The organism is Pseudomonas sp. S2_A05, assembly GCF_054668485.1.
In genome coordinates this window covers 2,851,840-2,874,165 of record NZ_CP162775.1, presented here as the reverse complement: position 1 = coordinate 2,874,165, position 22,326 = coordinate 2,851,840, and the positions used below count along the sequence as shown (strand labels likewise).

Sequence of the window (22,326 nt, the reverse complement as noted above, 5' to 3'; positions counted from 1 at the left end):
AGGCACGCGGGATGGAATCTCCCGATAAGGAGATTCATCCCGGCGCTACTGCAAGAATGTAGCCAGAAGGGCGATTCAGCGTTTGCCTGAGCTGTGCATGACCAGTCTGATCAGCGGCCCAAGCGTCGTGCCCAGACGCAGCAGTCGCGTCAAACCGCCACCACCGCTGCGTTTCGAGCCTTTACCGGTGAGGAAACCCAGCAGCGTCACCGCCGCCACGCCCCACAACGGCGCATGCTTGATGCCGAAACCATCCTGCACGTTCTGCTTCATGCCACGCATGCGCTGCAACGGTTGCAGCACTTGCGCGGTTTCGTGGCGGATCTCCTGACGGTGCATTTCCATGCGCAGGCGGATCAGCGCCTTGCGCATTTCCCGGCGCGAGCTGTTGTGCGGAAGTTCAGGCAGGCTCATGGCAGCAGGCGCTCCCGGTCATTGGCCAGCTCTTCGAGCGTGCCGTGGAAAGGCGAGGACTCATCGAAAATCGCCGCTTTGAGGCGCAGACCGCAGAAGATCGACGCCAGCGTGTAAAACACGCACAGGCCGATGATCGCCGCCAGGCGGTAGGTGTCCCAGAAGATGATCATCACCAGCGTCGACAGACCTACCAGCAACAGCAGGGCAAAAACCAGCGCCAGGCCGGCGAACAGCAGCAGGCTGACAGTGCGTGATTTCTGCTCCTGCAGTTCGATGCCGAACAGTTCGACATGACTGTGCAGCAGGCCCAGAACGGCAGCGCCGAGGCGACGCGTGGAGGAGGCGGTGCCCGCAGTCGGGCCGGATTCACCGATCGACATGATCAGCGCCGAGTTGCCAGCAGGCCGATCAGAAAACCGACGCCGGCAGCGATGCCCACCGACTGCCATGGGTTGGCCGACACATAGTCTTCAGTAGCGGTTACGGCCGCCTGACCGCGCTCACGCAGGGTGTCTTCGGTCACCTTCAGGGTTTCCCGGGCACGCAGCAGGCTGTCATGAATCTGGGCACGCAGCTCATCGGCCTGATCACCCGCGAGGGTCTTGGTGTGTTCGAGCAAGCGTTCGGTGTCGGCGACCAGAGTCTGGAAGTCGTTCATCAGGATTTCTTGAGCAGTCTTTGCCTTGATGCTGGCCATGGGTGGATCTCCGTAGGTGGCTTTGAAGCGTTCGAGTATGAGCCTTGCGCGAAGGTTCAGTGCAAATGCCTGGTACAACTTTTGCTGTGTCGTGGTGCGCCGCTCGGCGTATGTGCGCTGTTGCCGGGCGTCCGATCAGAAAACTCTAATTCATTTGCTCGCGGTTCGTGATCAGACATCGATATATGCGCCAAATCAGTTCATCAACCCTGCCGTTGGATATTTGATGAGTCGTAATTTGGTGCATGAAATGCACACATGAACCGCTTTGGTGCCTTTTAGCCTTGGGTCTGCCTCCTCATGGAAAATCTGCAAAGCGCTGTGGACACGCTGGTTCACAGCTCCAACACGTTGTTCATTCTGATCGGTGCGGTGATGGTACTGGCGATGCACGCCGGTTTCGCCTTTCTGGAGGTCGGCACGGTCCGGCAGAAGAACCAGGTCAACGCGCTGGCGAAAATCCTCAGCGATTTCGCCGTCTCGACCCTGGCCTATTTCTTTATAGGCTATTGGATCTCCTATGGCGTCACCTTCATGCAACCGGCGGCGGTGCTCACGGCTGACCATGGCTATGGACTGGTGAAGTTTTTCTTTCTGCTGACCTTCGCTGCCGCGATCCCGGCGATCATTTCCGGCGGCATTGCCGAACGCGCGCGGTTTGTCCCGCAGTTGTGCGCGACGGCGCTGATCGTGGCGTTTATCTATCCGTTCTTCGAAGGGCTGATCTGGAACGGCAACTTCGGTTTGCAAGGCTGGCTGGCGGCGCAGTTTGGCGCGGCATTCCATGATTTCGCCGGCTCGGTGGTGGTGCATGCCGTGGGCGGTTGGCTGGCGTTGGCCGCTGTTCTGCTGCTCGGCCCGCGCAATGGTCGCTATCGCGATGGACGCCTGGTCGCGTTCGCGCCGTCGAGCATTCCGTTTCTCGCACTGGGCTGGTGGATCCTGATTGTCGGCTGGTTCGGCTTCAACGTGATGAGCGCGCAGACGCTGCAAGGCGTCAGTGGCCTGGTCGCGGTCAACTCGCTGATGGCCATGGTCGGCGGTACCGTCGCGGCGTTGATCGTTGGGCGCAATGACCCGGGCTTTCTGCACAACGGCCCGCTGGCCGGGCTGGTGGCGATTTGCGCCGGCTCCGACCTGATGCATCCGGTCGGAGCGCTGGTGACCGGCGCGATCGCCGGAGCCTTGTTTGTCTGGTGCTTTACCGCTGCGCAAGTCAAATGGCGCATCGATGATGTCTTGGGTGTCTGGCCGTTGCATGGTTTGTGTGGCGTGTGGGGCGGGATTGCCTGCGGCATCTTCGGTCAGTCTGCGCTGGGTGGCCTGGGCGGCGTCAGCCTGATCAGCCAGTTGATCGGCACTGCGCTTGGCGTGGCAGTGGCGCTGGTTGGCGGCTTCGTCGTCTACGGCGCGATCAAGGCATTGCATGGGCTGCGCCTGAGTCAGGAACAAGAGTATTACGGCGCCGACCTGTCGCTGCACAAGATCGGCGCGGTGAGTCAGGACTAGATTTCCTCATCATTGGCTCCGGGATAGAAACCGTGGAGCAGGCGATAGCGATCGATACGCACTTGATCGACCTTCTCCTGCACTTTGTGCGCGGGCAGGCCAAGCATGATCAGCGCGTGTGAAGCGAGCATCAGGCTCGACTCCAGAAGCTCCGGCACCACCTCGGTGGCGCCGGCAGCTCTGAGTTCCGCCGATTGGCTGTCGTCACGGGTGCGTACCAGAATCGGCACCTGTCGGTTGAGTCGCCGGGCTTCGCGCAGAATGCGCAACGCCACGTCACTTTGATCCACGGCAATCACCAGCAGCCCGGCGCGCAACAGGCCGACGGCTGTAAGCAGATCGCCACGCGCCGAGTCGCCGTAATGCACGTCGCTTTCCGCGGATGCGGCTTCCTGCACCCGCACCGGATCGTTGTCCAGCGCGACATAGGCTTGCCCCGCATTGCCCATGAAGCGGCCGATGGACTGGCCGACGCGACCGTAGCCGCAGATCACCACGTGCTGGTCGAGGTCGGCGTTGAGCGCGCTGATCTGTTCGATCTGCGCCTCCTGATTGGGCTTGCGGTGCAGCACGGCGGCAATGCGCGGCGCCGCACGCAACAGCAGTGGCGTGAGCAGCATCGAACAGAACGTCGCCGCGAGCAGCAGCGCCCCCGGCTCGGCCGGCAACAGGCTGTTCTGCTGCATCTGCGCCATCAAGGCAAAACAGAACTCCCCGCCCTGGGCCGGGGCCAGACCGCTGCGCCACGCGGTTTCGCTGTCACTGCCGCGCCACTTCACCAGCAGCGCGACCACGATGCCCTTGATCAGCATCAGGCCAAGCGTCAGGCCGATGATCAACAGGCTGTGACTGACGAACAGTTGCAGGTCGATGAGCATGCCGATGCTGACGAAGAACACGCCGAGCAGAATGTCGCGAAAGGGCCGGATGTCAGCTTCGATCTGGTGCCGGTAATGGCTTTCCCCGAGCAACATGCCGGCAAGGAAAGCGCCGAGTGCAGGCGACAGCCCCAGCAAGTGCGTGAGCCAGGCAGTCAGCAGCACGATCACCAGCGCCAGCAGGACGAACAGCTCCGCCGAACGCGAGGCCGCCACTTCATGAAACAGCCGTGGCAATAACCAGCGACTGGCGAGCAGCAGGCCGAAGAACAGCACCAAGGTTTTGCCCAGGGTCAACGGCAAGGCCCAATACCAGGCCTGCTCGCTGGTGCCGGCGAAGACCGGAACCAGTGTCAGCAGCAATACCGCGACAACGTCCTGAAACAGCAGCACGCCGACCGCGTTCTGGCCGTGGCTGCTGAACACTTCACCAAGACTGCCCAGCTCCTTGGTCACGATCGCCGTGGATGACAGCGATAATCCGCCACCGAGCAACAGCGCCGGCATCAGCGGCATGCCCAGGCCCATCAACAGGGTGCCGAGCAGCGCTGCGCTGATCAGCACTTGCTGACTGCCGAGGCGAAACACCACCTGACGCAGCGCAATCATCTTCGACAGGGAGAACTCCAGGCCTAGCGAAAACAGCAGAAACACCACGCCCAGCTCGGCGACATCCGGCAGATGTTCGCTCTCGTTGACCCAGTCGAATGCGTTCGGCCCGACCAGTAATCCCACGCACAGGTAACCCAGCACCGGCGGCAGTCGCAGGCGCCGGAACAGGGCAATCACCACCAGGGATGAGGCGAGGATGATCAACAGATTTGCAAACACGGGACACTCCGCTGTCAGGGCGTTGGCCTCTGAAGCGTAGAGGCAAAAAGTCCGCGAGGATGACGCATTTGCAATTTGCGCTGAATGATTTGCGTCAGGATTTTGCGCCGGGAGCGTTGGGTCCTTTGAGCGGCGCTGGGTCGACGAGGGTTTAGTGGCGTCCTAGAATGGGCTCACTTGTTTTCCGGTAATGCCGTCATGCCTCCTGAATGTCAGCTGTTCGGCACCCTCGGGTGTCATCTGTGTGAAGTCGCCGAAGCCGAGCTGATGCCCTTCGTCGAGCATGGTCTGCTGGTTGAACTGGTGGACATTGCCGAAGACGAATCGTGGTTCGAAAAATACAGCTTGCGCATCCCGGTACTGCGGCGCGTTGACACTGGCGCGGAGCTGGATTGGCCGTTCAGCGCCGACCAGGTGGTGGCATTTTTAGGCTGTTGATTTTGCCTTGATCCTTCCGCTGGTCGCAGCGATACATCCTTGCATTGGCGCTCGCTGACTTCTTCGGTTACTGTATGTCCATACAGCAATCGAGTCGGAGGGATGAACCGTGGTCAATGTCGAACAGTTGAAGAGCAGCGTTAACCGGATGTCGGTCGACGTGGTGCGCGAGGCCGTCCTCGAATTGCGCCTGGACGGGCTGGTCACGGAAGGCAAGACGCCGTTCAACAAGCTGCATTTCAACACCTGCTTTGCCGAAATCGAAGCCCTGTTTCAACGCGCCGGGTATCACAAGCAACTGGATGTGGTCGGTTATCAGGGCCTGCTGTATGCCTTGTACGATCCGGGTCGCTGGGAGGCGGTCGATGTGTTGCGCTGGCTGAAGGAGTTCACCGAAGCGGCGGCCCTCAAGTCGATTCCGGCCTGATGAAACTGCGCTAGGTGGCTTTGCCTCACTGTTGGATAATGCCGGCCTGCATTGAGGATTTCTGTTTCGTATGACCAGCCCCGTATTTTCCGCTGCGCACAATCAGGCCAGCACCTTGTATTTGCCGCCCGGTCCCTGGCTGACGGTACTCGATTGCCTGTGCGAGCACTTCAGCGCTATCGGCCGTGAACAATGGCTCGACCGGATTGCTCGCGGGCGGGTGCTGGATGCGCAGGGCCAGCCGATTGCGCTGGACTTGCCGTACAAGGAAGGTCTGCGCATTCACTACTTTCGCGAAGTGCCGGACGAGAAGCCGATTCCGGTGCTCGAGTCGATTCTATACGCTGACGAACATCTGGTAGTGGCCGACAAACCTCATTTTCTGCCAGTAACCCCGGCCGGGGAATATGTCGAACAAACCCTGCTGCGCCGGCTGATCCGTCGGCTGGACAATCCGCATCTGGTGCCGCTGCACCGCATCGACCGGCACACCGCAGGTCTGGTGATCTTCTCGGCCAACCCGCAAACCCGCTCGGCCTATCAGTCGTTGTTCCCGACCCGGCAGATCGACAAGCGCTATGAAGCGATCGCCCCGGCGCTGCCCGAGCTGAATTTCCCTTTGGTGCACAAGAGCCGGTTGGTCGATGGCGAGCCGTTTTTCCGCATGCAAGAAGGGCCTGGCGCCAGCAATACCGAAACGGCGGTCGAGGTGCGTGAGAAAAATGGTGATCTGTGGCGCTATGGCCTGTATCCCGTGACGGGCAAGAAGCATCAGTTGCGGGTGCACATGACGGCGCTGGGAGCGAGTATTTGCAACGATCCGTTTTATCCGACGGTGTTGAAAGATGTCGAGGACGACTACGCCAACCCGTTGAAGCTGCTTGCGCAGGGCCTGCGCTTCATTGACCCGGTGACCGGGGAATTGCGGGAGTTCGAGAGTCGAATCACCTTGCAGTGGTAATGCTGAAACTGCTTTCCGAGCGCCCATGAAAAAGCCCGCATGACAATGCGGGCTTTTCTGTATCCGGTAACGACGCGGAGCCTTACAGCTCTTTAACGGTACGAACCTGATCCTTGTTGATGCGGGTCTCTTTGCCGTCCAGCTGCTGGAACTCGTAGAAGCCCGAATCATCATCGTATTTCGGGGTGTCGACGGCCTGGATTTCGCGACCGTCATTCAAGGTGATCACTGTCGGCGAGGAGCAACCGGCGAGGGTTGCCAGGCCCAGTGCGAGCATGAAAGTGGCGAGGGTCCGTTGAGTCATGAGTGTGTCTCCGAATGGGAAATCTTCTGGTTACTGAGCTTGAGACGTAAACAAGGCGTGAGAGTTCCTTGGATAGTGTCAGTCTGACACAGTGTTGTGCAGATGTAACAATTCGGGGGTGTTGAGGTTGGCCAGTCGCGGGTCGTTGTCAGGGCATTGCAATGCGACGGCGCCGAGACTGCGCATCACCCGCCCCGGGCTGCGTTCACCTGCATTCCAGGCTGCTTCGAATGCCGGCAACAGCGCCACCGGAATCACGCACAGCAGCGGTTCCCAGTGCTCGCCGTGGCGCAGCATTAAAGGTTTTTCACGTTGCAGATCGGCTGTGGTCAGCATGGCTTCCAGCAACGCCGTGTCGATTCGCGGCACATCGCATGGCAACACCAGCAAATGCGCATGGCGCGCCGCTTTCAGTCCTGCACGAATACCGGCCAGCGGCCCGGGGAAATCGCCTTCATCATCCATTACCAACTGATCGGCAAACCCGGCATAACGCTCGCGATTGCGGTTGCAAGAGATGATCAGGTCGTCGGTCAGCGGCCGCACCTTGCGCTGCAGATGCGCGATCAAAGGCTCGCCCAGCCACTCGATGAGGCCCTTGTCCTGACCGCCCATGCGTTGACCGCGTCCACCGGCCAGAAGCAGGACGGAGCAGGGTGGCAACGGGTTGTTCGAGGGCATGACGACTCTCCAGAGGGGCGGCGGAAAAATGAGCCGCTGTGATATAACACCGGGCTGTTTCCCCTACAACTGGAAGAGCCTATGAAAGCCAAGGCTGATGTACCTTTCGTGCCGCTCAATATTGCGGTGCTGACTGTCAGTGACACCCGGACCCTGGAAACCGATACCTCCGGGCAGGTCTTCGTCGATCGCTTGATCGCCGCCGGCCACGCGCTGGCCGAGCGCGTTTTGCTTAAAGATGATCTCTACAAAATTCGCGCGCAAGTCGCCAACTGGATTGCCGACGATGTGGTTCAGGTTGTGTTGATCACCGGCGGCACCGGCTTCACCGGGCGTGACAGCACGCCGGAAGCGGTGGCTTGCCTGCTCGACAAACAGGTCGACGGATTCGGCGAACTGTTCCGCCAGATCTCCGTGGCCGATATCGGCACTTCGACTGTGCAGTCCCGTGCCTTGGCGGGTCTGGCCAACGGCACGCTGGTGTGCTGCCTGCCGGGTTCGACCAATGCAGTGCGCACCGGCTGGGACGGCATTCTCGCTGAGCAACTGGACGCCCGTCATCGTCCGTGCAACTTCGTCACCCACCTGAAGCAGGCGGCGCCGTGTGAATCCCGTGGGTAAGCCGGGCAAGACCGGCAGTCTGCTGCCTGTCGAAACGGCGCTCGAGCGTTTGCTGGCCATGGCCGATGCGTCGCGCATTGTCGAGCGCGAATACTTGCCGCTGTCTCAAGTCGAAGGGCGGGTGCTGGCTGAAGATCTGATCTCGACGCTGGATCTGCCGCCGTGGCCGAACAGCGCCATGGACGGCTATGCCTTGAACCTGGCTGATTGGCAGGGCGAGCCGCTGCCGGTCAGTCAAAAGGTGTTTGCCGGGCAATCTCCGCAGTCGTTGGAACCGGGTACCTGCGCACGCATCTTTACCGGGGCGCCGTTACCGGCGGGCGCTGACTGTGTCGAGATGCAGGAAAACGCCGAAGTTCAGGCCGACGGCCGAGTGCGCTTCCTCGAGCCTTTGAAAGCCGGGCAGAACATTCGTCCGCAAGGGCAGGAAACCACGGTCGGCGAATTGGTACTGCAAGCTGGAACCCGGCTCGGACCGATTGAGCAAGGCCTGGCTGCTTCGCTTGGCTGTGCCGGGGTTAACGTCGTGCGCAAGCCGCGGGTGGCGGTTCTGTCCACTGGGGACGAACTGGTTGAACCCGGTCAGGCATTGGGGCCGGGCCAGATCTACAACAGCAATCGCGTACTTCTGTGCAGCTGGCTGCAGCGTCTGGGCTGCGAAGTCATCGATGGCGGAATTCTTCCGGACGATCTACCCGCGACGCGGGCGCGGCTGGGCGAGCTGCAAAATGTCGATCTGATTCTGTCTACTGGCGGTGTCTCGGTCGGTGAAGCGGATTTTCTCGGCATTGCCTTGCGAGAGGAAGGCGAACTGGCCTTGTGGAAGCTGGCCATCAAGCCCGGAAAACCGTTGACGTTCGGCCATTTCCGCAACGTGCCGGTGATTGGCCTGCCCGGCAATCCCGCCTCTACGCTGGTGACGTTCGCCTTGCTGACGCGGCCCTATTTATTGCGACGCCTGGGTGTGCAAGATGTCGAGCCGCTCAAGTTTGCAGTGCCAGCAGGCTTTGTCTGGCCGGTGGCCGGCAACCGTCGTGAATATCTGCGCGGGCGCTTGGAACAGGGGCGGGCGATCATTTACCGCAACCAGAGTTCGGGTGTGCTGCGTAGTGCGGCGTGGGCCGACGGATTGGTGGAAGTCCGAGAAGGCCGCACGCTGAGCGAGGGTGATGCAGTGAGCTTCATTCCCCTCAGTGACCTTCTGGGGTAGAGCATCTCGCCCATGCACGCGTCGGCTGATGCGCACGGCGCGTGCAACGAATGATTCGGTCAGTTGCTGATCAATGTCACCAACTGGTCGAATCGGCTGTTGGCCACCCATCCCAGCAGTCCGAGGATGACAGCGGTGGCACCCGCCGAATACGCCAGACGGTGCTTGATCGTCCGGACATCATTGAGCACTTCGTCCATATCGCGGCGCATGTATTTGAAGTGAGTCTCCAGCTCGCTGACTCGGGGTTCCATATCAAACTCTCCAGGGGTCTTGGCGCTGTTACAGAAGTCTGGTTTCTTGCTGGCACGACTTTCGGCGAGAGCGGCGACCGGGCTCACCGGTGCCTTGGTTTCATGGTTGTGCATGGAAGTTCTCGCCGATCGTATCAACTGCACGCTTGCTGGTTTTGCCATTGCTCGATTCATGGAAATAAATCGGGGGGTATCCGTTCATTACCGGCACATCCTTGTGTTATTGGGTTGAAGGTTGATGCTGCTGGCACACGGTGACCCAATGGTCGGACGGGGTCAATTAAGCCGATTCCTCTTGTTTCGTAAGAAAAAATACCGCTGTGTAGGACGCCAGCAGTTGGACGAAGAATTAATTGCCAGCTCGGTGGCTTTTTTAAGGCGCACAGTGGTCAAGATGTTTCAATCGATTTCAATTCTTGGAGTGACGTTATGAGTGAACGCCGGGCACTGCTGATCTTGCATGGCAAACAGGCACTCAACGAGGATGTCCGCGCTGCCGTCGAAGCCAAGCGTGAGCAAGGCTGGGAACTGGCTGTGCGAGTGACCTGGGAGGCCGGCGACGCCCAGCGTCTGGTCGAGGAAGCGTTGGCGGCCGGCTACAGCAAAATCATCGCCGGTGGCGGTGATGGCACGTTGCGCGATATTGCCGAGGCGCTGGCTCAGCATCCGCAAAAAGCCAGTCTTGTGTTGCTGCCGCTGGGAACCGCCAACGATTTCTCCCGCGCCGCCGGTATTTCCCTGGAGCCTGCCGAAGCCCTTGAGCTACTGGATGTTCAGCCCTCGGATATCGATCTGGGCGAAGTGGGCGGGCAGATTTTCCTGAACATGGCGACCGGCGGATTCGGCAGCCAGGTGACCGCCAATACTTCGGAAGATCTGAAAAAGGTCTTGGGCGGCGCCGCGTATCTGTTTACCGGCCTGACCCGGTTCAGCGAACTGCATGCCGCTTACGGCGAGTTGCAAGGCCCGGATTTCCATTGGCAGGGTGAGCTGCTGGCGCTGGGTATCGGTAACGGTCGGCAGGCGGGTGGCGGCCATGTGCTGTGCCCCGAGGCACAGGTCGATGATGGTTTGCTGGACATCAGTATCCTGCCGGCACCGCAAGAACTGGTCGGCACGCTGAAGAATCTGCTGAGCGAGGGCTTCGGCCTCGACAACATGTTCGTGCGGGCGCGATTGCCGTGGGTCGAGATCAAGGTCGCCGAAGGGCTGAGCATCAATCTCGACGGCGAGCCGCTGGAAGGCGACAGTCTGCGTTTTGTTGCGAAACCCGCAGCGTTGCAGGTGCACTTGCCGAAAGACTCGCCGTTATTGGGCCAACAACCGTCAATCAGTCATCAAGGCTGATGATCTGCTCGCGCACGGCGAACAGCACCAGGCCCGCCACGTCATAGATCTGCAGGCGCTTCATGATCTGTGCGCGGTGGGTTTCCACGGTCTTGACGCTCAAGCCTAGGCCGTTGGCGATTTCCCGGGTCGATTTGCCGCGCACGATCAGGCGAAGGATTTCCAGCTGGCGCGCGGTCAGATTGTGCGAATCGGCGATGTCCGGCTGGCTTTTCTGGTTGCGGGTCAGTGCCTGATTGATCACGGTGTGAGCGATGGCCGGGCTGAGATAGCGTTCGTTGTTGCGCAGGGCTTCCAGCGCGTGCTCGAGCTCGGTGGCCGTGGTGTCCTTGAGCAGGTAGCCATGGGCACCGGACTCCAGCGCTTGCATGATCAGCGCCGGGTCGGTGTGCATCGACAGAATCAGCACTTTGCTCTGCGGCCGCACACGCTTGAGGCGTTGCAGCGCTTCCAGGCCACCGGTTTCCCGCATCGAGATGTCCAGCAATACGATGTCCGGGCTCAGTTGCTCGACCATTTCGAGCAATTGCGAACCATCACTGGCTTCGCCGACTACCGCGTAACCGGGAATATCCAGAACCAGAGCACGCACGCCGGCTCTGATCAGCGAGTGGTCATCCACCAGAAGTAAGTTACAAGTCAACGCATAACCTTATTCGTACTGGCCCGTTCGAGTGCCCGAGGCGCCCACGGGAATAGTGCTTCGATTCGAGTGCCTTTGCCCGGCTCGCTGATAACGCTCAATGTGCCGCCCAACTGTTCGATACGCTCGGCCATTCCGGCCATGCCGCGTTGACCTTCTCTGGCCGGGTCGGCCGCCGGGGCAAAACCCAGGCCGTCATCACTGATCAACAGCGTCAGACCTTGCGGCAATCGCTGTACCCGAATCAACAGGTTTTTTGCCTGTGCGTGGCGCAGGATGTTGGTCACGGCTTCCTGGGCAATGCGAAACGCCGCGACGGCCATTTCTTCGGGGATGCCGTTGAGCCGTTGCTGGCAATCGAGACTCCAGTTAACCGGCGTGTTGGCCAGTGTCTTGAGCAAGTGCGCACGCAGGCTGGCTTCGAGGCCCAGGCTGGTCAATTGACGTGGATTGAGAATCGCCGAGACGTCACGCACCTTGGTCAGGGTTTCATCCAGCGTGTCGCAGAGCACCTTGCATTGTTCCTGCAGATCCTCCGGCAGGCGACGTTTGAGCCAGTCACTTTGCAGTTTGGCGGCGGTGAGCAACTGGCCGATATCGTCGTGCAATTCCCGGCTGAGGCGATGGCGCTCGTTTTCCTGAACTTGCAACAGTCGATCAGCCAGCTCTTGTGGTTGAAACTTGATCGATTTGCGTGACAAGCGATATTGCACCCAGACGCACGCGGTGGCGGCGATGTCGAGCGCCAGCAATCCCAAAGGAAGGCGTGCGGAAACAACATACGCCAGCAGACTGCCCAAGGTCGCCAGAACACACAGAACAAGTGTGAAGCGCCGGGCGTTTTCCCGAGAAGGTGGCCATGTAATGAGTGACTTGAGACTGGCGTACATAACGGATGGAGCCAATGGATGTTCGCTGCGGGCAGACCGACCGGTGACTGGCGGATCTCTGTGTGGAAATACTGTCATTTATGTTATTGATTCAAACCGCATTCATTAAGCGATCATTGACCGGCAATAACATCGAAAAGGTAACACTGAAGTCAGTATGCCATTAACCGGCAGGCAACTAACCGGCGGCATAATACCACTTAACATACCGTTGGTCGCGGTTGCTATATATGTCTATTCAGTCAGGAAATATCGGATCGTGGACGCAAGTTCCATATTGGAAAAAGCTGGAGTTGTTGTATTTGGGCCACTTCGATTTGCCTGGAAGTGTCGCTCGGTGGGCACAGGGAAAACCCTGATGGCAGCACCTGAAAATTAGCCGTTGGTCGGGCTGATTATTTGCCCCGGATTGTCGCTTTCAGGCACGAAGTATTCATTTACGACAATATCGCGACTTACCGGCTCAAGCCTGGCGCGCGGTAAAGGATGAAGAGAGCAAACGTTTGCTCACCCTCTTGGGCTCGAACGAGGTTTGGCCCATTTGTGCCGCGAAGGCCTCGAGCAGATCAGTCTGTTCGCTTTTATCCAGGGTCAGCTGTCCGGTCCTGGGATCGACCAGCTCGAGCTGCCACGCCATCAAGGTCAGGCAGTCACGTAACGCATCGAGGGCCTGCTCGTGCAGATCTACGTGATCCTGCTGCAAATTGAGCAGGCTGTAGATGTGCAGGGAAAACTCGGAGATCGCTTCCAGCGCCAGTGCTTCGGCCCGGCCGGCCAGCTTCAGCAGAGTGCCGAGCATGCAGTCGATGGCATCCTTGTCATTGCTGATCAGTTGCAGATGGCTCAGGCATTCTTCGGACTTGGCGAGAAGCGTTTCGGCCTCGACCAGAAATTCGGGGAAGCGTTGCGCCCAGTCTTTACGGTCGATTGGCATGTTCATCTCCACCACGTCGTGTTGGTTGACGGATGGCCGTGTGTGGCGACGATCGTGAATCGTCGGCAGATCGCGCCCGGCGGTGCAGGTGCACGGACCGAGGGGTTCCAGAGGGTGGGTTGCCACTGAATTGCGATCGCACACAATAGCCTGACTCCGTTCATGCAATGAGAATGGCGTCACAGTAATGGCTATTGGAAATGGCGAATATCAGGTTGGGCCTGATTGATCCTAGGGGAATCCCTTAGGCGCGGGAACCTAACGTGCAAACCGAGGTCGCGCCGCAATGAATCTAGCAGATGAAATCACGATTGCCAGTAAAGCATGATGTCAGTGTGACATCAATGGCCGTTTGTGGCATTTTTAGCGACGCGCTTTACAGCAATCAAGATTAGCTGAATGCAGCCGATAAACCCCCATAGTGAATTCATCAGAACAAGCCCAGGAGTCATTGATGGCCGGCATTCTCGACACGGTAGACCAACGCACGCAACTGGTGGGTGAGAATCGCCTGGAAATCCTCATGTTTCGCCTGGCCGGACGCCAGCTGTTCGCGATCAACGTGTTCAAGGTTCAGGAAGTGCTGCAACTGCCCAAGCTGACCCTGATGCCGCAGCGTCATCCCTTCGTCTGCGGCGTGGTCAATCTGCGTGGCCAGACATTGCCGGTGATCGACCTGTCCCAGGCAATCGGCATGCGCCCACTGGTGCCGGGCCCGAACAGCACGATCATCGTCACCGAATACAACCGTTCGGTGCAGGCCTTCCTCGTCGGCGGTGTCGACCGCATCGTCAACATGAACTGGGAAGCCATTCTGCCGCCGCCGACCAGTGCCGGCCGTCAGCATTATCTGACCGCGATCAGCAAGGTCGACGATCAACTGGTGGAGATCATCGACGTCGAGAAAGTCCTCGCTGAAATCGTCCCGTACAACGCCAAGGTCTCGCGGGAGAAACTCGACGATCCGGTACTCGAACGCGCCCGTGGCCGCGAAGTGTTGCTGGTGGATGATTCCAACGTAGCGCTTTCGCAACTGCGCGACACCCTCGGCCAGCTCGGGGTGAAAATGCACATTGCCAGCGACGGTCTGAAAGCCTTGAACATGCTCAAGGCCTGGGCCGATACCGGCGTGCATATGACTGACAAACTGCTGATGATCTTCACCGATGCGGAAATGCCGGAAATGGACGGTTATCGCCTGACCACGGAGATCCGCAACGACCCTCGCCTGCGTGGCCTGTACGTCGTGTTGCACACCTCGCTTTCCGGCAGTTTCAACGACTCGATGGTGAAGAAGGTCGGTTGCGACAACTTCCTCTCCAAATTCCAGCCGGACAAATTGGTTGATGTGGTGCGCCAGCGTCTGATGCTCGACGCCGTGCCGGCCTGAAACACGCACATCTTGCTTCCTGTGGGAGCGAGCCTGCTCGCGAAAGCGCAGGGTCAGACACATTGATGGTGAATGTGCCGGCCTCTTCGCGAGCAGGCTCGCTCCCACAGAAGTGCATTTACATTAATGACGGCTTTGATTCGGTATTGAAGCTCGTATAGGGTGGCGTTTTTCCTCCAAGGGAGCTGGCCATGCTGCGTCTGAGCGCGCTTTATCGTTACCCGTTGAAATCCGGCAAGGGCGAAATCCTGCAAAGCATCGAGCTGGACAAGCTCGGGCTGGTGGGCGACCGACGCTGGATGCTGGTGGACGAGGCCAGCGGGCGCTTTCTGACCCAGCGTGCCGAAGCGAAGATGAGTCAGTTGTCGGCGTTATGGAATGCCGGCGGCGGTCTGACTCTGAGCGCTCCCGAGCAGGGTTCTATCGAAGTCGCGCTGCCCGCGGCCGACGCCGAGCTGCGCGGTGTGACGATCTGGCGTGACACCCTGCGGGTGCCGGACGCCGGTGATCAAGCCGCGCGTTTTGTCAGTGACTTCCTCGGCAAGCCGACACGTCTGGTGCAAATGCCACTCGAGCGGGCGCGCACCACGCAGTCGGGTTTCGGCAAGGATGACGATCAAGTGGCGTTCGCCGACGGTTATCCGTTGCTGCTGATCGGCGAAGCCTCGCGGCTGGCCCTCTCGGAAACGGTAGGGCGAGAGCTGGAGATGCTGCGCTTCCGTCCGAATCTGGTCATCGAAGGCAGCGCGCCTTACGCCGAGGACAACTGGAAGCGTATTCGCATTGGCGACATCGAATTCCGCGTGGTCAAGCCGTGCGCGCGTTGCATCATGACCACTGTCGACCCGCAAACCGGTGAGCGCAGCGCCGATCGCGAGCCGTTCGCGACGTTACAGAAACATCGCTCAACCGCCGATGGCGCGATGTTCGGGCAGAATCTGGTCAACGACGGCAACGGCCGCCTGGAAGTCGGCATGCCGGTGGAAATCCTCGAATAGGTTGTCGCTGAAACGAAAAATGCCCGGGTCTTTTGGACGCGGGCATTTTTTTGCGCTGTGAAACCGTCGGGATCAGCCGCGGTATTCGCACAGGTAAGCGGTATCCACTTCGACTTTCAGCTGAAACTTGCTGTTGGCCGGGACGTTGAACTGGCTGCCGGCGGCGAAGGTTTCCCAGTCGCTGCTGTCTGGCAGTTTTACGCTCAGCGCGCCGGAAACCACATGCATGATCTCGCGCTGGCTGGTGCCGAATTCGTATTCGCCCGGGGCCATGACGCCAATGGTCGCCGGACCTTCAGCGGTGCCAAAGGCGATCGACTTGACGGTGCCGTCGAAGTACTCGTTGACTTTAAACATGGGCGGATTCCTCGAAAAGGGCTTAAAAGGGGGCGGCCAGTATGCACAAGGCTTTTCGCGCCGTCACGCGTCTAAAGCGGCAGGACCAGCGGCAATAACCGTGCAGTATTGCGGGCATCTTCCAGCGCGCGATGTTGTTGGCCGTTGAACTGCATGCCCGCCAGTTGCAACGCGCCGTTGAGCCCCAGCGGTCGTTCCAGGCGCCGGGCCTTGGCGAAGCGCTGTTTGAGGTTCATGTGCGGGACTTTGCTCAGGCCGCTGTCGATGTTCAGGCGCTGCCACTCCTGCAGCAACTGCTGGCGATCGTAGCCGCCCCAACTGGCCCAGCCTTCAAGGCGAGCCTGATGCTGCGCCAGCCAGCGCTCAAAGGCTGGCCAGACCTCGCTCAGCGGTTGTGCCGAATCGATGTTGGCTTGAGTGATGTGCGTCAGCTCCCGACAGAATGGCGTCAGCAATGGCCGGCGGGTCGGTTTGACGAAGCGCTGGAAGTGATCCTGCTCGCGCCCGGCGCGGTCGACCAGGGTCGCACCGATCTCGATTATTTCCATCTCCGTGACCGGCCAGCCACCCTCGTCTGTGGTGGCTTCCAGATCTATGACCAGCCAATGGGGCATCGCAGGGTTCCTGATTTCCGCGTTCTGATTTATCAGAGCGTAGTCAAACCCCGCGCTTGTGCCCGGGCGACTACTCGACCTGCAACAGAACCTGACGATTTTTTACCTGATCGCCGACCTTCACTTGCACCCGTTTGAGCACGCCATCGATGCCGGCCTTCAACGGATGCTCCATTTTCATTGCCTCCAGTACCACCAGCAATTGACCCTTGCTGACGGTACTGCCTTCGCTGACCAGCACGTCGACAATGGCACCGTCCATCGGCGCTTTGAGGGTGCCGGAAGCGACGCTGGTCTGACTGTCGATCGGCGCATGAGTTCGATCCTCCAGGCGCAGGCTGCCCGGATGGGTGAACAGCCACAGGTGCCCATCGTGCAGACGGTAGGCATGACGCTGGCGCAGGCCGTCGATTTCCATGGTTACCGATTGCGCGGTGTGCTTGATGATTTTCAACTCTAGCGTGCGTTCGCCCAGCTGCACGACACATTCGCCGGATTTGCGCGCCAGCACCGACAGCGTCCAGTCCTGCTCGTCACTGCCGAGTCGATAGTGCAACGGCACGCTCGCGTTGTTGCGCCAGCCGTTCAGCGGGGCGCGATGGGGCAGGGCGCTGGCCTGATAGAACAACACCACAGCAATCGCCAGTTGCTCCGTCGTCGGCACATAAGTGTTGAGGCTGGCATGGCTGGAAAAATGGTGCTGGATGAAGGCGGTGCTGAAATCGCCGCTGATGAACTGCGGATGTTGCAACAGGCCCTCGAGCAAACGTTGATTGCTTTGCACACCGAGCAGCACGGTGTCCTGCACCGCACGCAACAGCTTGCGCCGCGCCTCTTCGCGGGTTGCACCGTGGGCGATCAGTTTGCCCAGCATCGGATCGTAGAACGGGCTGACCGACTGACCTTCAAGCAGACCGTGATCGATCCGTGCGCCGTGATCAGAAGCCGGCTGCCATGCCGCAATTCGGCCGGTTTGCGGGAGAAAATCCGCAGCGGGATCTTCGGCGTAGAGGCGCACTTCCATGGCGTGACCGTCGAGACGGATCTGCTCCTGGGTCAGCGGCAGCGGCTGACCCTCGGCAACCAGCAACTGCCACGCGACCAGATCGAGGCCGGTGATCAATTCCGTCACCGGATGCTCGACCTGCAGACGGGTGTTCATCTCCAGAAAGTAGAACTGGCCGCGCGCGTCGAGCAGGAACTCCACGGTGCCGGCGCCGACGTAATCCACCGCGCGCCCGGCCTTGAGTGCTGCTTCGCCCATGGCCTGGCGCAGCTCGGCAGTCATCACCGGGCACGGCGCTTCTTCGATGACTTTCTGATGGCGGCGCTGGATCGAGCAATCGCGTTCGCCGAGATAGACCAGATGGCCATGCTGGTCGCCGAACAGTTGCACTTCGACGTGGCGCGGGTCGATCAAGGCCTGCTCGAGAATCAACTCGTCACTGCCGAAACCGTTCATTGCTTCGGACCGCGCGGTACGCAGTTGCGCCTGCAGGTCGCTGGGCTCGTGCACCAGGCGCATGCCGCGTCCACCACCACCGGCGCTGGCCTTGATCATCAGCGGATAACCGATCCGCGCGGCTTCGGCCAGCAGCGTCGCGTCGTCCTGCGCTGCTCCCCGGTAGCCGGCAATGCACGGCACGCCCGCGTCGAGCATGGCAATTTTCGACAGGCGTTTGCTGCCCATCAGTTCGATTGCTTCGACGCTGGGGCCGATGAAAATCAGCCCGGCTTCGGCGCAGGCGCGGGCGAAATCGGCGTTTTCCGAGAGGAAGCCGTAGCCCGGGTGAATCGCATCGGCGCCGCAGCGTCGGGCGGCGTCGAGGATCGCCGCAATGTTGAGGTACGACTGCTGCACCGGCGCCGGGCCGATGTGCACGGCCTGATCGGCCATTTGCACGTGTAGCGCATCGGCGTCGGCGTCGCTGAACACGGCGACGGTGCGATAACCCAGCGCCTGGGCCGTGCGCTGGATGCGGCAGGCGATTTCACCGCGGTTGGCGATCAGGATTTTGTGGAGGGTAGGCATGGTGGGGTTCCTGAAATGATAGCGGTGAAAGGGATGGCCTCTTCGCGAGCAGGCTCGCTCCCACATTTGGAACGCATTTCAACCGCGAATTCGGGCGCTCCTGAGTTTTGGGCGGCGAAGGTGCGGGCCTCTTCGCGAGCAGGCTCGCTCCCACATTTGGAGCGCATTTCAACTGCGAACTCGGGGGCTCCTGAGTTTTGGGCGGCGAAGGTGCGGGCCTCTTCGCGAGCAGGCTCGCTCCCACATTTGGAATGCATTTCGACCTGTGGGAGCGAGCCTGCTCGCGAAGCTTTTAGCTGACCCACCGAGGGTTACGTTTCTGCATAAATGCCATGGTCCCCTCGATTCCCTCGTCTCCAGTCACCGCCGCGCTGAACCACTGCGCCGCCTCATCGAGCAATGCGCTCGACGGCTGTCCGGCACTCGCCAGCAACAATTTTTTCGTCATCGCATTCGCTTCCGGTGCGCAGCGCAGCACCTGTTGCAACACCTCATCCAGTCGCTCGGCCAACGCTTGCGCATCCTGTTCAACGAAATGCACCAGCCCCAATCGCTGCGCCTCGGCGCCATCGAAACGCGCCGCCGTCAGCGCGAGTCGGCGGGTTTCGGTCAAGCCGAGCCGTTGCACCACAAACGGTGCGATTTGCGCCGGGATCAGGCCAAGGCTGGTTTCCGGCAAGCCGAACTGCGCCTTGTGATCGCTGATCGCAATATCGCTGACGCAAGCCAGGCCGAAGCCGCCGCCGAGCACGGCGCCTTGCAGCACAGTGATCAGCACTTGCGGCGCATGTTGGGCTTGTTCCAGCAGCGCGCCAAACGCCCGGTTCAACTCACGGTAAGCGTCCGCGCCCTGAGCCCGGGCACTGGCCATGTCCTTGATGTCGCCACCGGCGCAGAAATGCCCGCCGGCACCGCTGAGCACCAAGGCCCGCACTGTGCGGTCATCACGCACCGCCGCCAGCACCGCGCGCAGTTCGGCGACCATTTGCAGGCTCATCGCGTTGCGGCTGTCCGGGCGGTTGAGGGTGATGTGCAGCACGCCGCCATGCAGTTCCAGCAACAGCGTCTGGCAATCGGGCAGGCGGCTCATTTCTTTTTCCCCGGCAGGATGCCCATCAGTTTGCAGATGATCCCCAGCATGATTTCATCGGCGCCGCCGCCAATCGATACCAGGCGCACATCGCGATAGGCGCGGGCCACCGGGTTGTCCCACATGAAGCCCATGCCGCCCCAATATTGCAGGCAGCTGTCGCTGACTTCCCGGCCGAGACGCCCGGCCTTGAGCTTGGCCATCGATGCCAGTCGGGTGACGTCCTGGCCTTTGATGTACTGCTCGGTGGCCTGATAGACCAGTGCGCGCAGGCATTCGATTTCGGTCTGCAATTCGGCGAGGCGGAAGTGGATCACCTGGTTGTCGATCAGCGCGTTGCCGAAGGTCTTGCGCTCCTTGCAGTACTCGATGGTGCTGTCGATGCAATATTCCAGGCCCTTGATCATGTTCGCCGCGCCGAACAGGCGTTCTTCCTGGAACTGCAGCATCTGCATCATGAACCCGGCGCCTTCATGGCCGATGCGGTTGCGCTGCGGCACGCGCACGTTGTCGAAGAACACCTGCGCGGTTTCCGAGCTGCGCATGCCGAGCTTGTCCAGGTGCGAACTGAGGCTGATCCCCGGGGTGTTCATCGGCACCATGATCAGCGACTTGTTGATGTGCGGCTTGTCGTCCGAAGTGTTGGCCAGCAGGCAGATGAAATCGGCGCTCGGCGAGTTGGTGATCCACATTTTGCTGCCGTTGATCACGTAGTCATCGCCGTCCTTGCGCGCCGTGGTTTTCAGCCCGGCGACATCGGAGCCGGCGCCGACTTCGGAAACGCCGATGCAACCGACCTGTTCGCCCGTGATGGCCGGGCGCAGGAATTCTTCGCGCAATTCATCGGAGCCGAAGCGGGCGAGGGCGGGTGTGCACATGTCGGTCTGCACGCCGATCGACATCGGAATCCCGCCGCAATGAATGGTGCCGAACTCTTCAGCGGCGACGATCGAATAGCTGTAATCAAGGCCCATGCCGCCGAATTTTTCCGGCTTGGAAATCCCCAGCAGGCCCAGCTCACCGGCCTTGCGGAAAATTTCGTGGATGGGAAAGCGCCCGGCCTTTTCCCACTCTTCGACGTGCGGGTTGATCTCGTGCGTGACGAACTGGCGGACGGTGCGGCGCAGGGCTTCGTGTTCCGGGGTGAAGATCATTGTTGTTGTTCTCCGTAGGATCCGTGGCGGTCAGAAGCGGCTGACGCCGAAGCTGTTGGGTTGCAGCGTACGCCTGTCGGCTTCGTGGCAAATATCCAGCAAGTAGCCAAGCAGGGTGCGGGTGTCGCGCGGGTCGATCAGGCCGTCGTCCCACAGGTTGGCGCTGCCGTACAGTGCGGTGGACTGGCTGTCGAGTTTCTGCGCTGTCATCTGTTCGAGCATGTCGAGCATTTTCGGATCGGGCTCGATGCCGTCCTTGAGCTGTTTGGCTTCGGTAACGATGCGCAAGACCTTGCCGGCCTGTGCGCCGCCCATCACTGCCGTGCGGCTGTTAGGCCAGGCGAAGATGAAGCGCGGATCGAGCCCGCGCCCGCACATGGCGTAGTTGCCGGCGCCGTAGGAACCGCCGACGACGATGGTCAGTTTAGGCACCCGTGCGTTGGCCACCGCTTGAATCAGTTTCGAGCCGTGCTTGATCACCCCTTGCTGTTCCGATTCGGTGCCGACCATGAAACCCGTGGTGTTGTGGAAAAACAGCAGCGGCGTCTGGCTCTGGTCGCACAACTGGATGAACTGCGCCGCCTTGCTCGCACCTTGCGGGGTGATCGGGCCGTTGTTGCCGATGAAGCCGCAGGCGCGGCCCTGGATTTTCAGTTGGCCGCAAAGGGTTTGCTGATCGAACTCGCCTTTGAATTCGAGAAAGTCCGACTCGTCAGCAATCCGCGCGATGATTTCGCGCACGTCGTAGGGTTTTTTTGCATCATCCGGGATCAGCCCGAGCAGTTCGTCGATGGGGTAGAGCGGTTCTTTGAATTGCGGCTCCGGCAGCCACGGCAACTGCTCGTTCCATGGCAGCATGCGCATGATGTCGCGGACTTGGCGTATGCCGTCAGCGTCGTTTTCAGCGAGATATTCGGCAGTGCCGGCGACTTGCGCGTGCATTTCGGCGCCACCGAGTTCTTCATCGGTGGCCACTTCGCCGGTCGCCGCTTTGAGCAATGGCGGGCCGGCGAGAAACAGCTTGGCCTTGCCGCGCACCACCACCACGTAATCCGACAACCCCGGTTGATAGGCGCCGCCTGCGGTGGCCGAGCCGTGCACCACGGTGATCTGCGGCAAACCCATCGCTGACATGCGCGCCTGATTGGCGAAACTGCGCGCGCCTTCGACAAAAATCTCCGCCGCGTAGTTGAGATTGGCACCGCCGCTTTCGGCGAGGGTGATCATCGGCAGTTTGTTTTCCCGAGCGATCTGTTGCAGGCGCAGGGATTTTTTCAGGCCGCTCGGCGAGATCGTGCCACCCTTGATCGCGCTGTTGTTGGCGACCACCATCGCGCGGATGCCGCAGACATAACCGATGCCGGCAATCAGCCCGCCACCGGCCGAACTGCCGTCCTTGTCGTCATGCAACTTGTAGCCGGCGAGGCTGGCCAGTTCGAGGAACGGCGCGCCGGGGTCGAGCAAAAGGTTCAAGCGCTCGCGGGGCAACAGTTGCCCGCGTTTGCTGAATTTTTCTTTGGCTTCGGCGGCCTTGTTCAGCAGGTTCTGTTCGAGCTGCTGCACCTGCTCGATGGCGGCGAGCATGGCCGCGCGGTTGCGCGCGAACGCTTCGCTGTGCGGATCGAGTTGCGACTGAATCTGCGCCATGG

At 60.4% G+C, this 22,326-nt stretch carries 25 protein-coding genes; 9 read left to right on the top strand and 16 right to left on the bottom strand.

Annotation, left to right across the window (positions count from 1 at the left end):
• Positions 1 to 75 precede the first annotated feature (75 nt).
• The 3 genes from AB4O12_RS13030 to AB4O12_RS13020 are packed head-to-tail and all read right to left on the bottom strand — an operon-like array spanning position 76 to position 1,114.
• Positions 76 to 414, bottom strand: coding sequence for a hypothetical protein (locus AB4O12_RS13030; protein WP_041478436.1), 339 nt, complete (start codon positions 412 to 414; stop codon positions 76 to 78).
• On the bottom strand, positions 411 to 797 hold the full coding sequence (locus AB4O12_RS13025) for a phage holin family protein (protein WP_008079909.1): 387 nt from the start codon (positions 795 to 797) through the stop codon (positions 411 to 413). Before AB4O12_RS13025 ends, AB4O12_RS13030 begins: the two co-directional genes overlap by 4 nt.
• Before the next feature lie 2 nt (positions 798 to 799).
• Positions 800 to 1,114: an ElaB/YgaM/YqjD family protein gene (locus AB4O12_RS13020; RefSeq protein WP_016770842.1), complete on the bottom strand. Its 315-nt coding sequence runs from the start codon at positions 1,112 to 1,114 to the stop codon at positions 800 to 802.
• A gap of 300 nt (positions 1,115 to 1,414) precedes the next feature.
• Here AB4O12_RS13020 and AB4O12_RS13015 point away from each other — a divergent pair, with 300 nt between their 5' ends.
• Entirely contained in the window at positions 1,415 to 2,623 is a 1,209-nt protein-coding gene (locus tag AB4O12_RS13015; RefSeq protein ID WP_460062261.1) for an ammonium transporter, read from the top strand.
• Here AB4O12_RS13015 and AB4O12_RS13010 read toward each other — a convergent pair.
• The gene (locus tag AB4O12_RS13010) at positions 2,620 to 4,332 is read right to left on the bottom strand and encodes a cation:proton antiporter (protein WP_460062259.1); all 1,713 of its coding nucleotides are present in this window, start codon (positions 4,330 to 4,332) and stop codon (positions 2,620 to 2,622) included. The genes AB4O12_RS13015 and AB4O12_RS13010 overlap by 4 nt on opposite strands.
• 198 nt (positions 4,333 to 4,530) lie before the next feature.
• Here AB4O12_RS13010 and AB4O12_RS13005 point away from each other — a divergent pair, with 198 nt between their 5' ends.
• From AB4O12_RS13005 to AB4O12_RS12995, 3 genes are all read left to right on the top strand, one after another.
• The gene (locus tag AB4O12_RS13005; protein ID WP_122746645.1) at positions 4,531 to 4,770 is read left to right on the top strand and encodes a glutaredoxin family protein; all 240 of its coding nucleotides are present in this window, start codon (positions 4,531 to 4,533) and stop codon (positions 4,768 to 4,770) included.
• Between the two features lie 109 nt (positions 4,771 to 4,879).
• Positions 4,880 to 5,197: a hypothetical protein gene (locus tag AB4O12_RS13000; protein WP_016770837.1), complete on the top strand. Its 318-nt coding sequence runs from the start codon at positions 4,880 to 4,882 to the stop codon at positions 5,195 to 5,197.
• A gap of 70 nt (positions 5,198 to 5,267) precedes the next feature.
• Positions 5,268 to 6,158 carry a pseudouridine synthase gene (locus tag AB4O12_RS12995; protein WP_460062255.1) on the top strand — a complete coding sequence of 297 codons (891 nt, stop codon included), beginning with the start codon at positions 5,268 to 5,270 and terminating at the stop codon, positions 6,156 to 6,158.
• An 82-nt stretch (positions 6,159 to 6,240) separates the two neighbouring features.
• Here the strand turns inward: AB4O12_RS12995 and AB4O12_RS12990 are convergent, their stop codons facing one another.
• Entirely contained in the window at positions 6,241 to 6,462 is a 222-nt protein-coding gene (locus AB4O12_RS12990) for a YgdI/YgdR family lipoprotein (protein WP_016770600.1), read from the bottom strand.
• A 78-nt stretch (positions 6,463 to 6,540) separates the two neighbouring features.
• A complete protein-coding gene (gene mobA, locus AB4O12_RS12985; protein ID WP_041478442.1) occupies positions 6,541 to 7,143 on the bottom strand; it encodes a molybdenum cofactor guanylyltransferase MobA in 603 nt (200 codons plus the stop codon).
• A gap of 81 nt (positions 7,144 to 7,224) precedes the next feature.
• Here mobA and moaB point away from each other — a divergent pair, with 81 nt between their 5' ends.
• Both moaB and AB4O12_RS12975 read left to right on the top strand, forming a co-directional pair.
• Positions 7,225 to 7,764 (top strand): molybdenum cofactor biosynthesis protein B, encoded by a 540-nt coding sequence (gene moaB / locus AB4O12_RS12980; RefSeq protein ID WP_016770598.1) that lies wholly within the window; start codon positions 7,225 to 7,227, stop codon positions 7,762 to 7,764.
• The gene (locus tag AB4O12_RS12975; RefSeq protein ID WP_095182187.1) at positions 7,748 to 8,974 is read left to right on the top strand and encodes a molybdopterin molybdotransferase MoeA; all 1,227 of its coding nucleotides are present in this window, start codon (positions 7,748 to 7,750) and stop codon (positions 8,972 to 8,974) included. Before moaB ends, AB4O12_RS12975 begins: the two co-directional genes overlap by 17 nt.
• Positions 8,975 to 9,033: 59 nt before the next feature.
• On the opposite strand, the gene AB4O12_RS12970 is transcribed toward AB4O12_RS12975, so the two are convergent.
• A complete protein-coding gene (locus AB4O12_RS12970) occupies positions 9,034 to 9,342 on the bottom strand; it encodes a hypothetical protein (protein ID WP_172834003.1) in 309 nt (102 codons plus the stop codon).
• A gap of 315 nt (positions 9,343 to 9,657) precedes the next feature.
• On the opposite strand from AB4O12_RS12970, the gene yegS reads away from it, so the two are divergent.
• Entirely contained in the window at positions 9,658 to 10,575 is a 918-nt protein-coding gene (gene yegS, locus AB4O12_RS12965; RefSeq protein ID WP_217851645.1) for a lipid kinase YegS, read from the top strand.
• On the opposite strand, the gene AB4O12_RS12960 is transcribed toward yegS, so the two are convergent.
• From AB4O12_RS12960 to AB4O12_RS12950, 3 genes are all read right to left on the bottom strand, one after another.
• On the bottom strand, positions 10,559 to 11,218 hold the full coding sequence (locus tag AB4O12_RS12960; RefSeq protein ID WP_056788523.1) for a response regulator: 660 nt from the start codon (positions 11,216 to 11,218) through the stop codon (positions 10,559 to 10,561). The two genes, yegS and AB4O12_RS12960, sit on opposite strands and share 17 nt — an antisense overlap.
• Positions 11,215 to 12,108: a sensor histidine kinase gene (locus tag AB4O12_RS12955; RefSeq protein ID WP_024013690.1), complete on the bottom strand. Its 894-nt coding sequence runs from the start codon at positions 12,106 to 12,108 to the stop codon at positions 11,215 to 11,217. The genes AB4O12_RS12960 and AB4O12_RS12955 overlap by 4 nt, the downstream gene beginning before the upstream one ends.
• Positions 12,109 to 12,571: 463 nt before the next feature.
• Positions 12,572 to 13,042 (bottom strand): hypothetical protein, encoded by a 471-nt coding sequence (locus AB4O12_RS12950; protein ID WP_150637816.1) that lies wholly within the window; start codon positions 13,040 to 13,042, stop codon positions 12,572 to 12,574.
• A gap of 454 nt (positions 13,043 to 13,496) precedes the next feature.
• On the opposite strand from AB4O12_RS12950, the gene AB4O12_RS12945 reads away from it, so the two are divergent.
• On the top strand, positions 13,497 to 14,432 hold the full coding sequence (locus AB4O12_RS12945) for a chemotaxis protein CheV (protein ID WP_016770829.1): 936 nt from the start codon (positions 13,497 to 13,499) through the stop codon (positions 14,430 to 14,432).
• Positions 14,433 to 14,623: 191 nt separating this feature from the next.
• Complete coding sequence (locus AB4O12_RS12940) at positions 14,624 to 15,430, top strand: MOSC domain-containing protein (RefSeq protein ID WP_252882440.1); 807 nt, start codon at positions 14,624 to 14,626, stop codon at positions 15,428 to 15,430.
• A 72-nt stretch (positions 15,431 to 15,502) separates the two neighbouring features.
• Here the strand turns inward: AB4O12_RS12940 and ppnP are convergent, their stop codons facing one another.
• The 6 genes from ppnP to atuC all read right to left on the bottom strand — a co-directional run bounded on the left by ppnP (position 15,503) and on the right by atuC (position 22,324).
• Positions 15,503 to 15,787 carry a pyrimidine/purine nucleoside phosphorylase gene (ppnP, locus tag AB4O12_RS12935; protein WP_024013687.1) on the bottom strand — a complete coding sequence of 95 codons (285 nt, stop codon included), beginning with the start codon at positions 15,785 to 15,787 and terminating at the stop codon, positions 15,503 to 15,505.
• A gap of 71 nt (positions 15,788 to 15,858) precedes the next feature.
• A complete protein-coding gene (locus tag AB4O12_RS12930; protein ID WP_024013686.1) occupies positions 15,859 to 16,401 on the bottom strand; it encodes a 3'-5' exonuclease in 543 nt (180 codons plus the stop codon).
• Positions 16,402 to 16,471: 70 nt separating this feature from the next.
• A complete protein-coding gene (locus AB4O12_RS12925; RefSeq protein ID WP_460062246.1) occupies positions 16,472 to 18,433 on the bottom strand; it encodes an acetyl/propionyl/methylcrotonyl-CoA carboxylase subunit alpha in 1,962 nt (653 codons plus the stop codon).
• A gap of 292 nt (positions 18,434 to 18,725) precedes the next feature.
• Positions 18,726 to 19,523, bottom strand: a complete 798-nt coding sequence (locus tag AB4O12_RS12920) for an enoyl-CoA hydratase/isomerase family protein (RefSeq protein WP_150637791.1) — start codon at positions 19,521 to 19,523, stop codon at positions 18,726 to 18,728.
• Positions 19,520 to 20,677 carry a citronellyl-CoA dehydrogenase gene (gene atuD / locus AB4O12_RS12915; protein WP_056788533.1) on the bottom strand — a complete coding sequence of 386 codons (1,158 nt, stop codon included), beginning with the start codon at positions 20,675 to 20,677 and terminating at the stop codon, positions 19,520 to 19,522. The genes AB4O12_RS12920 and atuD overlap by 4 nt, the downstream gene beginning before the upstream one ends.
• A 30-nt stretch (positions 20,678 to 20,707) precedes the next feature.
• Positions 20,708 to 22,324 carry a geranyl-CoA carboxylase subunit beta gene (atuC, locus tag AB4O12_RS12910; protein WP_256809687.1) on the bottom strand — a complete coding sequence of 539 codons (1,617 nt, stop codon included), beginning with the start codon at positions 22,322 to 22,324 and terminating at the stop codon, positions 20,708 to 20,710.
• Between the last annotated feature and the right edge of the window lie 2 nt (positions 22,325 to 22,326).